General features: G+C 42.7%; 10 protein-coding genes. 6 read left to right on the top strand and 4 right to left on the bottom strand.

Annotation, left to right across the window (positions count from 1 at the left end; genetic code table 11):
• Positions 1-356, top strand: a 356-nt coding sequence (locus tag PSE7429_RS26995) for a transposase (RefSeq protein WP_009625257.1), incomplete at its 5' end; no start/stop codon positions are given.
• A 70-nt stretch (positions 357-426) separates the two neighbouring features.
• Here PSE7429_RS26995 and PSE7429_RS01445 read toward each other — a convergent pair.
• Positions 427-1,752 carry a sensor histidine kinase gene (locus tag PSE7429_RS01445; protein WP_100228863.1) on the bottom strand — a complete coding sequence of 442 codons (1,326 nt, stop codon included), beginning with the start codon at positions 1,750-1,752 and terminating at the stop codon, positions 427-429.
• Positions 1,753-1,982: 230 nt separating this feature from the next.
• Between PSE7429_RS01445 and gltX the strand changes: the two genes are divergently transcribed.
• Complete coding sequence (gene gltX / locus PSE7429_RS01450; protein WP_009625259.1) at positions 1,983-3,419, top strand: glutamate--tRNA ligase; 1,437 nt, start codon at positions 1,983-1,985, stop codon at positions 3,417-3,419.
• Positions 3,420-3,719: 300 nt separating this feature from the next.
• Here gltX and PSE7429_RS01460 read toward each other — a convergent pair whose 3' ends face one another.
• Positions 3,720-5,108 carry an ATP-binding protein gene (locus PSE7429_RS01460; RefSeq protein ID WP_009625261.1) on the bottom strand — a complete coding sequence of 463 codons (1,389 nt, stop codon included), beginning with the start codon at positions 5,106-5,108 and terminating at the stop codon, positions 3,720-3,722.
• 1,030 nt (positions 5,109-6,138) lie between these two features.
• On the opposite strand from PSE7429_RS01460, the gene PSE7429_RS01470 reads away from it, so the two are divergent.
• Complete coding sequence (locus PSE7429_RS01470; protein WP_009625262.1) at positions 6,139-7,305, top strand: acyl-CoA dehydrogenase family protein; 1,167 nt, start codon at positions 6,139-6,141, stop codon at positions 7,303-7,305.
• Positions 7,306-7,922: 617 nt separating this feature from the next.
• Positions 7,923-8,867: a glycosyltransferase family 9 protein gene (locus PSE7429_RS01480; RefSeq protein ID WP_009625263.1), complete on the top strand. Its 945-nt coding sequence runs from the start codon at positions 7,923-7,925 to the stop codon at positions 8,865-8,867.
• A gap of 35 nt (positions 8,868-8,902) precedes the next feature.
• Here PSE7429_RS01480 and PSE7429_RS01485 read toward each other — a convergent pair whose 3' ends face one another.
• Positions 8,903-9,583, bottom strand: a complete 681-nt coding sequence (locus tag PSE7429_RS01485) for a pentapeptide repeat-containing protein (RefSeq protein WP_009625264.1) — start codon at positions 9,581-9,583, stop codon at positions 8,903-8,905.
• A gap of 373 nt (positions 9,584-9,956) precedes the next feature.
• On the opposite strand from PSE7429_RS01485, the gene PSE7429_RS01490 reads away from it, so the two are divergent.
• The gene (locus PSE7429_RS01490) at positions 9,957-10,883 is read left to right on the top strand and encodes a hypothetical protein (protein WP_009625265.1); all 927 of its coding nucleotides are present in this window, start codon (positions 9,957-9,959) and stop codon (positions 10,881-10,883) included.
• Between the two features lie 17 nt (positions 10,884-10,900).
• Positions 10,901-11,653, top strand: coding sequence for a M48 family metallopeptidase (locus PSE7429_RS01495; RefSeq protein WP_009625266.1), 753 nt, complete (start codon positions 10,901-10,903; stop codon positions 11,651-11,653).
• Between the two features lie 205 nt (positions 11,654-11,858).
• Here PSE7429_RS01495 and PSE7429_RS01500 read toward each other — a convergent pair whose 3' ends face one another.
• Positions 11,859-12,377 (bottom strand): adenine phosphoribosyltransferase, encoded by a 519-nt coding sequence (locus PSE7429_RS01500; RefSeq protein WP_009625267.1) that lies wholly within the window; start codon positions 12,375-12,377, stop codon positions 11,859-11,861.
• Positions 12,378-12,689: the final 312 nt, after the last annotated feature.

The following is a 12,689-nucleotide window of genomic DNA, read 5'->3' on the forward strand; positions in this document are numbered from 1 at the left end:
CGACTATTCGCAAGCAAACTCTCGAAGATGCTAAGGTTCGCAATCGAATTGAAGGTAAGTTTGGACAGGCTAAACGACGGTTCAGTTTAAATCGTGTCATGACCAAGTTAGCAAATACTTCGGAAACAGCGATCGCTATCACTTTCTTGGTGATGAATTTGGAAGCCCTGCTCAAGCGGATTGTTTTTCGGTTTTCTTGGTTTTGTTTTGCTGGCAACTCTTTGTTCTTCCTTCGCGGAAACCGCTCTTTAACTTTAATTCTTTTTCTTGGCAATTTCCTAGTAGACAGTCAAAGTATTATCCCCTTCCTCTTTGCACACTCCTTTCCGCTTAGTCTCTTTTTCAGCAAGCCCTAAGTAGTTCAGCATAATTAAAAAACCAAACCCAGAAGAGCGTACCACCCGCTCAGCAAGTGGCGCAGATACGTCAATCACTAATTTGCCGAATGGGGAGATCGATCGCAAATATAGTTCCTTCTCCTATGCTTGATTCACAGCGCATTGAGCCTTTGTGTCTCTCTGTTACGATTTGGTAACTAATTGATAAGCCTAAACCAGTACCTTTACCAACGGGTTTAGTCGTGAAGAAAGGATCGAAAATTCGAGCTTGTAAATCTTCAGGTATTCCAATACCATTGTCGGCGATCGCAATCTGTACCCAATCATCATTCACTACTTGAGTTGTAATCCAAATTCTACAAGACTGCCTCCCATGAACCTGTACAGATTCTTCCAGAATATAGATTGCATTTGATAGTAGATTCATGAATACTTGATTGATTTTACTTGGATAGCACTCCACTAGAGGTAATTCCCCATAATCTTTGATCACTTCAATATTTTCAGAATCCGCTATCCCTCTCAATTTATGATCCAAAATATTTAACGTATTGTCGATACATTCATGGAGATCGACTGCCATGAATTCAGATCGATCCAGCCAAGAGAAATTCCGAAGCGATACGACAATTTGTCTGATACGATTCGTACCTGATTGCATTGATTGCAGAATTTTTCCTAAATCCTCACTGAGAAAATCAAGTTCCAGATCATCTAGGATAGATAGTATATTTTTAGGTGGATTGGGATAATGGGATTGATAGACTTGGACTAATCTCAGTAAGTCCTTGCTATAGCGATCGACATGGGAAAGATTGCCGTGAATAAAATTAACAGGATTATTAATTTCATGGGCTATCCCTGCTACCAGTTGACCTAAAGAAGACATTTTTTCACTCTGTACCATCTGTAGTTGAGTGCTACGAAGTTCCTCTAATATTTCTTGTAAATGACTATTTTTACTATTTAGTTCTTGAGTGCGTTCGGCTACCTTTAGTTCTAAAATCTGGCTATATTCCTCAAGTTGTTGAGTTTTTAACTTTAACTGTTCTGATAATTGTCGTAATTCTTTTTCAATTAATTCTCTTTTTCGATTCTCAGTCCGTAAGGGGCTGTAAATAAAGTAATAAAGGGCTGGGGCGACGAGGATCGACAGTAAAGCGCCATCAAGTAAGGCTTCCTCAATCTCAGAGAGTTTTGGTATAGCCATAAAAAAGAACATAACTATTACCTCGGCACAAAATATCCAAAATGCTATGCCAATGAGAAAAAATAAGGGAGACTTACTTTTTGCTAGCTTCACAAACCATCGAACTGCGGAGAAATGCCTTACAAATTTAAAAGATTGGGGAAATTCCCGCATGTAGATAGCTCCTTCTGAAGCATCAACATTTTTTGAGGATGTTTTTTTCATAAGCTTATAAATTATTTGTCAAGATTCTAAATTCACATTTACCCTATCTAATACCAAGTTAAGAAATGGCTACGCCATTTCTTAACTTGAAAACCCTTACGAGGTTTAGTTTTTAATTCACAAAACTGTGGCAACACTTTCGTGAATTGGTATAAACCAGTGCGAAGTGTTTTCATAGTCACGGGAACATGTTATGAAGGATAATCGGATTTTATAATGTTTGGAAATTCATGTCTGTTCGAGTTCGCATTGCACCAAGCCCCACGGGTAATCTGCACATAGGCACTGCCCGCACGGCTGTATTCAACTGGCTGTATGCCCGTCACCATCAAGGGACATTTATCCTGAGGATCGAAGATACCGATCGCGAGCGGTCTAAGGATCAATATACCCAAAATATCTTGGAAGGATTAGCATGGTTGGGGATTGATTTTGATGAAGGACCATTTTTTCAAACACAACGGAGCGATCGCTATATTGCCGCAGTCCACAAATTACTAGCCGAGAAAAAAGCTTACTTCTGTTACTGTACCGAAGCAGAGTTAGAAGCAATGCGGGAAACCCAAAAAGCCAATAAGCAAGCCCCCCGCTACGATAATCGCCATCGCCACCTCACCGACGAACAACGTCAAGCCTTTGAAGCCGAAGGTCGTCGTCCTGTAGTACGCTTCGTGATTGAGGAACCACGCCATATCACATGGCATGACCTCGTGCGCGGCACAGTGTCTTGGAATAGTAGTGATCTCGGCGGTGATATGGTTATTGCCCGTGTTGATGATCAAGGCAATATTGGCTTGCCGCTGTATAACTTTGCGGTGGTGGTCGATGACATTGATATGGAAATCACCCAAGTAATTCGAGGGGAAGATCATATCGCTAATACAGCCAAACAGATTTTGATCTATGAAGCCCTAGGCGCGAAAGCACCCCAGTTCGGACATACACCCCTCATTCTGAACCAACAAGGGGCAAAAATTTCTAAACGGGATGGCGCAACTTCAGTTTGGGAATTTCGGAATATGGGCTATATTCCCGAAGCCTTTAATAACTATATGGCGTTACTTGGTTGGTCGCCTTCCGACGGTAAGGAGTTATTTAGCATCCAAGAGGCAGCCCAGATTTTCAGTTTCGATCGCGTTAATAAAGCTGGGGCAAAATTTGATTGGGATAAACTGAATTGGATTAATAGCCAATATTTACACTCATTACCCATTGAAGATGTTTGCGATCGCTTGACTCCATTTCTTCAGGAAGCTGGCTACGACCTTACATCCGTTGATCGTCAATGGCTCCTCGACTTGACCAAGCTGATTGCACCAAGTTTGACGGTCTTGACCGATGCCGCCACCATCAGCAAGTTTTTCTTCACTGAGTTTGAAGAATACACCGATGAGGCAAAAGCAACCCTCCAAGGTGATGCGATCGCGGGGATCATCACCGCACTTATCGAAGCGCTCCAAGAAACTTCTGAACTGGATGTTGACCTTGCGGGTGAAGCAATCAAGACCGTCACTAAGTCTCAAGGGGTGAAGAAAGGCGTTGTCATGAAGTCGTTGCGGGCTGCCCTTACGGGTGATCTGCATGGGCCAGAGATTCTGCCAACCCTTGTACTGCTCCACCGTAAAGGGATTGCCTTGCAGCGTCTACAAAGAGCAGCTACTGCATAGATAATACCAAGTTAAGAAATGGCTACGCCATTTCTTAACTTGAAAAACCTTACTAAGTATCTAGGCGCAATTAAATATAAAACCCCAAAAGCTGTAGCGCACGCGCAGCGTGCGCTACAGCTTTTGACTCTGGTTTTTAATTATGCCAACCTTCTCTTCGTAGCTTTTTTCGATCAAAAGAACCACAAGAAACTTGTTAAAAGTGTTGCTTTGCAACACTTTTAACAAGTTTCTTGATTTGGATTTGAGCGTAAAGCGTTATATGACTAAGTAGCTAAGCCAAAACTACTTACCTTCAGGCTAATCATGAGATATGGGAGATATGGGAAGTTTAATGATGCATTCAGTCCCGACCTCTCTTGGGACAACCTGAAGTTCTCCCCCATGCTCCCGAACGATGTTGTAACTAACAGACAGTCCTAAACCCACACCCTTCCCGACGGGCTTGGTTGTAAAAAACGGATCGAAAATAGAATTTTGAACTTCTTGGTTAATACCTACGCCATTATCAATAACCTTGACTGCGATCGCGCGATCGCTTAACTCGGTGCGAATAGTAATTTCTGGCGATCGCTCCTGCATTACCCCCTCTACAGCATCAATGGCATTAGTAATGATAGACATAAAAACTTGGTTAAGCTGCGACGCATTACAATCTAACATCGGTAAATCGTCATATTCACGCTTAATATGGATATGCTTAAGGCGATGCTGTAAAAGTAAAAGCGTATTATCAAGCCCTTCATGCAAATCAGATTCTTTCTTTTTAGCTTCATCCAAACGAGAGAAGTTACGCAAGGACAATACTATTTGATTGATGCGTTCTGCACCTTTTTTAACTGAAGACAGAGTATTTGGTAGATCTCCAACAAGGAATTCCAAGTCTATCTCTTTGACTTTGGTTTTAATCTTGTCGCTAGGATCTGACTCATCCTGATAGAGTTTTAGAAGCTCTAGTATTTCTAGCAATTGAGCGTGAATATACCCGATATTACCGCATATAAAGTTGATGGGATTATTCATTTCATGGGCAATACCTGCAACTAGTTGCCCTAGGCTAGACATCTTTTCCGAATGAATAAGTTGGGCCTGTGTATTTTTTAATTCTGCTACGGTTTGTTGAAGTTGTTGATTGCTTTCTCGTAGAGACTCTTCTACCTTCTGTCTTTCTATGATATTTTCGCTCAGAGTAGAGACATGTTTGCGTAATTCTAATTGAGTAATTACCTCCCTACCTAGGGTTTGTAATGCTTTAAGCTGCTCTGTGCTGAGATTTTTGGGAGTGCGATCAATGACGCAAAGTGTTCCCAATGCAAAACCATCGGGAGTTACTAAGGGAGTTCCCGCATAGAATTGAATATTTGGTTCATCTACTACTAAAGGATTATTCGCAAATCGTTCGTCCTCATGGGTATTGGGTACGACCAAGGGAGTAGATTGGAGAATTGCATGAGCGCAGAAGGCAAGATCTCTTGAAGTTTCCGAAGTTTCTATCCCAATTTTGGACTTAAACCATTGGCGATTAGCATCAACTAAGCTGATAAGCGCAATGGGAGTACCACAAATATACGCAGCAAGAGATGTTAGCTCATCATAGGTTTCCTCTGGAAGCGTATCGAGAATATTGTACCTTTGTAAAGCAGCTAAACGCTCTACCTCATTGGCTGGAATAGGGGTTTTTGAATGCATGATAAATATGTGTATTGATTAAAGTAAAAGTTAACACCTGCTTAAAAAGATGATGGATTCTTATAGCAAGAAGAAAATAAAGCGAGTTTTAGACAACTAATTCCAGAAAACAGACCAGAAAATAGAAGAGAAACATAAATCAACATAGCTACGGTTTTACAAATAATTTCTTTGAGCGTGAACTGAAACAATTTGTAATGACTTTCAAATCCAAGAGATTCAGAATATTTACTTCTAAGTTCATTTAGCTTTTTAATATTCAGCTTTTTAATGTTTAGTTGTTTATCATTTATTTGGTTACTTATCCCCCATTTATAATCTAAATCATTTCTTTACTTGCTGTCAAACAGAATAATCGATTGCTCTTGATTAATCCCTCTAAAGTATTTTAAAATCTAGAGTCTAGGTTTAATACAGGACAGAACAATACACATCACCTTAAAGCATGAAATTATTGATAAATATTTCTATTACTACATCATTCAGCAATTTTAGTTGGCAATCTTAAATCTTTCCGTGATTTTAGTTGGCAATCTCGAATCATTAAAAAAGATGTTTTCTAGAGCTATTTATACAAAAACAATTCGCAAATTGCCCTTGTATACGATTCATTTAGGACAACCATATAGCTTTTTTATAGTTTTATACTTGTTTTATGTTTGTTTTCTAGATTTTATTGTTTTAGCTGAAATTAAAGTTTTTAGATGGATGAAGCACGCTAAATTTCCACATTATTTCCTTGGTTTGTGATGGGGTTTAATACAATTGCGATTATTTATTGTAAATCCGAGAGAAGCTGTTATAGATACTGCTAAATAGCGCAATATTTGGCAGCGCTAGATAGTTAAGAACCTTGCTTCACAGCGCCCATCCTTTTAAAACTGCGATAGCAGCGTAAGGCTTGCTTGGAATATAAAACCCTAAAGATGAATGACGGCGGGAAGCGCCGCCATTCATCTTTAGGGTTTTGATTTGTCCTAGTAGTTTTGGAAATACAATGGTTAGCGAATTACTATAGCGCTTGCCAGTTATGAGTTGCCTCAACTATCGAGAGACAGTTTCGACTTTGGTCGCCGAATTTGCCGCCACCGCATCCGATCGCGATAAGGCTGGCGGTACGCCAAAGCAAGAACGCGATCGCATCCGAGAATGCGGTTTGCTAAAAATTGCGGTTCCCAAAATTTATGGTGGTTGGGGATTACCTTGGGATGAAATATTTAAAATCAGTCGTGAGTTTGCCAAGGTTGACAGTGCGATCGCCCATGTCTACTCCTACCATCACCTCGGCGTAACGATTCCGCATATATTCGGCTCTGAGGAACAGAAGGAAAAATTCTACACCGAAACGATCAGCCATAATTGGTTTTGGTGTAATGCACTCAATCCCCTAGATCGGCGATCGACCCTAACCAGAGATGGTGATATCTGGCGATTAAATGGCATTAAGAGTTTCTGTTCGGGTTCCAAAGATTCTGATATTTTACCCATCACAGCTGTAGATCGAGAGACCTCTGAGTTAATAGTTTTAGCGATTCCGACCAAACGCGAAGGCGTAACTATTCACGATGATTGGGACAATATTGGACAGCGTCAGACCGATAGCGGTAGCATCAGTTTCGATCAAGTGGAAGTATTTCCCCAAGAAACCTTTGGCGATCGCCGTCAAAACGATCGCCCTTTTAAAACGATTCGTGCTTGTTTGACACAATTAAATCTTGCCAATATCTATTTAGGCATCGCGATCGGCGCTTTTGCCTCGGCGAGGGAATATACCCAAACCGAAACTCGATCATTCCTCAATTCAGGGGTAGCTAGGGCGACCCAAGATCCCTATATCCTCGAAAAATATGGTGATATGTGGGTAGATCTGCAAGCTACGGAGGCTCTTGTCGATCGCGCAGGATTAGCCTTACAAGCTGCATGGGAAAGGGAATGGGATCTCACGGCGGGCGAAAGGGGCGAAACAGCGATCGCGATCGCGACAGCCAAGGTTGCAGCCCACAAGGTCGGCTTAGACGTAACTAGCCGTATTTTTGAGGTGATGGGCGCGAGATCGACCGCGGCTAAATATGGATTTGACCGCTATTGGCGAAATTTGCGGACTTTTACGCTGCACGATCCCGTGGAATATAAAATTAAGGCGATCGGGGATTGGGCGCTTAACCATCAAATTCCCATTCCCGATTTTTATATTTAATACCAAAGTTCAAAATGGCGTAGCAATTTTGAACTTTGAAAATCCTTACTGGGTTTGGCTTTTAATTCCCAAAAGTGTTGCCGCACTTTCGTGAATTGGTATAGCTGCCGCCAGTCTTGTTAGGACAAAATTAAACCCCAAAAGAGGGTTGCCGCGCTCCGCGCGGCAACCCTCTTTTGGGGTTTATGTCCTGATACAGTTGACGGCAGCTATATAACGTGAGTTCGGGATAATTTGAAACGGGCTTTGAGAAAGGGTTTGCTACACAAATCCTTTCTCAAAGCTCAAAAGTAAAAGCCTTGCGTAGCAAGGCTTTTACTTTTGAGCTTTGAAAATTTGCCAACTTAACGCGAACTGACGTTATTTACAGTAATCATCGATCAAACGAACCACCAAACGAACCACCAAACGAACCACCAAACGAACCACCAAACGAACCACAAGGAAATTTTTGAAAGCGTTGCTTCTCAACGCTTTCAAAAATTTCCTTGGTTTGGGTTTGAGCGCGAAGCGCTGTAAGTAACTGGGTGAAATTTTTTCTTGTATTAATGCTATCTGTATCAACCCTCAAAAACAAAGTAATATTACTTACGGTCTTCGTCTAGAGATGTATAAATATGATGCGAATACTGGCCTTGGTTCCAGGTGGGACTGGCGATCAGTTACTGTTTTTCCCGACATTGGATACCCTCAAGCAGCAGTATCCCAATGCCGAGATTGATGTGGTAGTAGAGCCACGGGCAATGGCAGCTTATCGCGTTTGCCAATCTGTCAACCGAGTGCTCAAGTTTGACTTTAAAGATCGTAACTCTCTGGCTGATTTTGGTAATTTGCTTGGGACAATCCGCGATCGCGAATATGATGCCGCGATCGTTACTCAGCCTAATTTATCCATGAACGTCCTGTTATGGTTGAGCGGTATCCCTAAACGGATTTCCTTCAAAGGTCAGGGTGACTTTTTGCTTACGGATATTATTGCTATGGATCCGCAGGAATACACCGCAGTCCAAAACCATAACTTGTTGATGGCAGTAAATATCCAAAAACACTGTCCGCCCATTAAAGTTAATCTCCCCAAAAATGATTTGGACTGGTCAACTAACGAACAAAAGCGTCTAGGCATTCAACAAAGTGGCTTCATTTTGCTCAATTGTGGTGCTTACGCTAATTATCCTGCGGCAAGCTGGGCAACAATCGCCAAGGATCTTCAAGCCAAACAGCCAAATTTGCCCATTGTGGCGATCGATAGCGTTAACAATGCCGCTCTCCTAAAGCAGTTAACCACCCTAGTTCCTAACCTTTTAATTACGAGCCCTACGGATATTGGCAAGCTGACTGCTTTTATTGCCTCAGCCAATTTATTTATCTGTGCGGAGGGTGATGCGATGCAGCTAGGCGTTGCTGTGGGTACGGCTTTAGTCGCTATTTTAGGAGCCAATACGCCTGCGGGTAAATCTCTACCGATCGCCGAAAAACGGATCAAATACGTACAGGCAAGTGCGGGACAGTCACTCAAGGCTGTCGATCCCCTCATCGTTTTAGAGACAATCTGGGCAGGCTAGTTTACCAGAAGGCTCGCTTTGCGAGCCTTCTGCCATTAATGTTTGACGTTTTCCAAAATCGCACCATCCAGCTTGACTGCATGAAGATCGGTATTGCTCAGGTCGGCTTCTTTCAGTCTTGCCCCATTAAAGTTAGTTTTTCGTAAAACTGCCCCACTCAGGTTTGCCCTAGTTAAATTTGCTCCACTGAGATTTGCCCCACTTAGCTCCGTATCACATAGTTGGGCATGACTTAAATTTGCCCCATTAAGATTTGCCCCACTCAGATTGGCATCGGTCAGATCGGCATTAGTTAAGTCTGCCCCACTCAAATTTACCCCCATCAAATTGGCATTACGTAAAACTGCTCCACTCAAATTTGCCCCACTCAGATTAGCTAGACTGAGGTTGACCGTACTGAGGTTTGCCAGACTTAAGTTCGTGCCGCTAAGATTGGTCATGCAGAGGGTAACATCTTGGAATGTCGCCAAACTGAGGTTCGATCCGCTCAGATTAGCTAGAGTTAGATTAGCTTCGCGCAGATTTGCCCCAACTAGGTTAGAACCGCCCAAATTTGCTAAGCTCAGGTCAGCACCGCTGAAGTTGGCTTTGCTTACTTCAGCATAGGCAAGATTCGCTTCTACAAGATCGATTTGCAAGCGATGCTCTTGCGATCGCCATGTATTCCAGCAACTTACCCCTTGTTGCAATTGTGTTATATGTTCTTGATTTGCCAAGATCTTGGCTCCATTGTCAGTGCGTCTATGTATAACAAGCCAGAATGAAAATTCAGAATGAAAATTCAGAATGAAATTTAAAACCTAGCAATTAGCTCCCCCTCTCAATGTCGATTACCGTCGATTACCGATGACTGCTGCCTTGCCATTCAAGAATGGTTATTTTTGGTCAAAGCCTCACAAAAACGATTATTGAATGCGTGGAAAGACAGTAACATCTTGTTTGATAATAAATTAACAGTAATCCAAGACCGAAAAGTTTGGCATAGTTATGACAATTCGCAACATATAGTGGTATATCTCAGTTATTGATGACAAATTGGTGATTGTAGATGAGCAAAATCACTGTGTTAGAGGGAATAGGTCTATCAATATGAAATCCTTGGGAATTTCTACTAAAGGGAGTTGGACAGGGGCGATCTGCATCGTAAGCACCTTTTGTCTGGCTGGTTTTACCTTCAGTGATAATTTTGGTGGCTCTACAGCGATCGCTCAGCCTATAGGTACGCAAACCTGTCCGCAGCTAACCAATCGCCGCTATGTAGTCATATTGGATCGTGCTGCCAACCAATTGCCCCAGTTACCCGAATTTCTTGCCATTGCCGCGGCCCCTTGCAGCTATCTCAATACTTCCATGACCTTCTTTGGTGGATTTGATAATGCTCAGTCTTCTACGTTTCGGGCAAATCAACTGCGAGAGTTAGGGCTTGATGCGGTAATTCATTCTTTTTCCGCTAAGGTCAATGATGTTCCTGCTAACTTACAGGCTGCCGTGATTTTAGTGGAGATGAGCAAAGATCCAAATCTGGAAATGCAACAGGTACAATCTTTATCAGGAAAGAGTACTTTACTGGCGACTTTTAATAATCGTTCGGTCATTTTAGCTGCGCCCCTATCGAGCCAACAGAGTGCCAATGCGATCGCGGCAAAGCTGCGGGGGCAGGGACTAGGTGCTCAAGTAATTGGGGCATCTTTGATTGCTTCTCCTACCGCATCTACAAATACAAATACAAATACGACCGCAAACTCGACGGGATCGCTACCCACTAATTCTGTTCCTATTTCCAACCAATCAAAGCCCACGACAGGAACGGGTACGACTATCTATCGTGTTCTCGTTCCGAATGCCAATGCAAATACCTTAGCGCAGGTACGGGAACTGGCTCCTGATGCTTTTGTGACTATTTTTAAAGGGAAGTCTTACATTCAGGTACGCACCTATAGTAATCGGAGCAATGCCCATCGCGAACGCGATCGCCTAAATGCTCGCTTTGTTGGCACGATTCTACTCCAAGATTAAAGTTAACGATTAACCCTATGGCATCTGGTTTTTTACCTTCGGGTAATAATAATTTACCAACCTATACGGTGCGGGTAAGCGATCGCGCCAAATCAGTGCGCCTTTCTCTCTCGGTAGAAGCTGGCTTAGAGGTGGTGATCCCCGCAGATTACGATCGCCAGAACATTCCCGAACTGATTCAGAAAAAAAAAGATTGGATTGCCCGCAATCAACTCAAACTCGATCAGCGCGAAGCCTTCTTTCAATCTCAATCGCCCCATCAATTGCCTGACAGGATCAATTTGCGATCGCTGGGTGAGGAATGGCAGATTGAATATTCTCCGACCTTTACTAAATCGGGGGCGATCGCCATCCAAGAAAAGAGAACTGAGTTAAAGTTAGTGGTCAATGGCAATATTACGGATGTCGAAGCTTGCAAATTTTTTCTGAAGCAATGGTTGATGAAAAAGGCAGAAAATCATCTATTTCGGTGGTTGCGCAAAACCAGTCTTCGTCTTGAGTTGCCCTATCGAACTACCGCTGTGCGCAATCAAAAAACTCTATGGGGGAGCTGTTCTCGCGATCGCAATATTAGTCTCAACTACAAGTTACTTTTTCTCGAAGCGAATGTCGTGGAGTATGTGCTGATCCACGAGCTTTGCCACACCGTCCATATGAATCATTCGGATCGGTTTTGGAAGTTGGTGAGCAAGTTTGAGCCTAACTATAAATCTCTAGATAAATCGCTGAATCATGCATGGCAATTGATTCCCGCTTGGCTTAATTGTTAAAGCCTCATACCAAGTTAAGAAATGGCGTAGCCATTTCTTAACTTGGTATGAAACCCCACAAGAGGGTTGCCGCGCGGAGCGCGGCAACCCTCTTTTGGGGTTTCCTGATACAGTTGACGACAGCTATAAAACCTAGAAGAGCATACCGTCCTCTGCGCGGGCGGTATGCTCTTCTAGGTTTTGTTTTTTAATTATGCCGAACTACTTAATAATTAACTAAAGAAACAATTGGAACCTCTGGCAAAGCCTTTCTGCCATTAAGGAAATCCAACTCAATTAAAAATCCATAACCTACCAATTTCGCTCCAGTTTGCTCGACCAATTTAGCGGTAGCCGCTGCCGTTCCCCCTGTGGCGATCACATCATCAATGATGATTACTCGTTTTCCCACCCCGATCGCATCTTGATGAATCTCTAGCGTATCGGTTCCATATTCCAGCGCATATTCAACGCGAAATACGGCTGATGGTAATTTTTTAGGCTTGCGAACTGGGATAAAGCTTGCCCCTAATTGCATCGCTAGTGGTGCGCCGAGGATAAATCCCCTCGACTCAATCCCAATCACCGCATCGATGTCAATATTTAATTCGGCAAATTTAGTTTGAAATCCTTGAATAATTGCTGTTAAACCTTGAGGATGGGCTAGTAAAGGCGTGATATCTCTAAAAATGATACCTTTTTGAGGAAAATCGGGAATATCGCGAATAATACTTTTAAAATCCATACAATACTTGATCGCTATCGATCGCTGAAGAACTTCACAATCTTATCTGCATCTGCGATCGCATGGAACACAACAATATAGGGGTTTCACAACCTATATCTGGGTATAGCCACCCAAACCTAGAAGAGCGTACCGCCCGCTGCGCGGGCGGTACGCTCTTCTAGGTTTTAAGTTTACTTGCCTAGCTACTTATAGCTGTCGCCAAGTGTATTAGGACATAACCCCCAAGAATTGAGTGGCGGCGCTTCGCGCCGCCACTCAATTCTTGGGGGTTTGATTTGTCCTCATTCAAGTGACTGTAGCTATACAAGA

The sequence above is a fragment of the Pseudanabaena biceps PCC 7429 genome (genome assembly GCF_000332215.1).
Classification (GTDB): Bacteria; Cyanobacteriota; Cyanobacteriia; order Pseudanabaenales; family Pseudanabaenaceae; genus Pseudanabaena; species Pseudanabaena biceps.

Coding starts and splice junctions, on each gene's coding strand:
- gltX (WP_009625259.1), top strand. CDS start 1,983: ATGTCTGTTCGAGTTCGCATTGCACCAAGCCCCACGGGTAATCTGCAC.
- PSE7429_RS01495 (WP_009625266.1), top strand. CDS start 10,901: ATGGCATCTGGTTTTTTACCTTCGGGTAATAATAATTTACCAACCTAT.
- PSE7429_RS01490 (WP_009625265.1), top strand. CDS start 9,957: ATGAAATCCTTGGGAATTTCTACTAAAGGGAGTTGGACAGGGGCGATC.
- PSE7429_RS01470 (WP_009625262.1), top strand. CDS start 6,139: ATGAGTTGCCTCAACTATCGAGAGACAGTTTCGACTTTGGTCGCCGAA.
- PSE7429_RS01445 (WP_100228863.1), bottom strand. CDS start 1,752: ATGAAAAAAACATCCTCAAAAAATGTTGATGCTTCAGAAGGAGCTATC.
- PSE7429_RS01460 (WP_009625261.1), bottom strand. CDS start 5,108: ATGCATTCAAAAACCCCTATTCCAGCCAATGAGGTAGAGCGTTTAGCT.
- PSE7429_RS01480 (WP_009625263.1), top strand. CDS start 7,923: ATGATGCGAATACTGGCCTTGGTTCCAGGTGGGACTGGCGATCAGTTA.
- PSE7429_RS01500 (WP_009625267.1), bottom strand. CDS start 12,377: ATGGATTTTAAAAGTATTATTCGCGATATTCCCGATTTTCCTCAAAAA.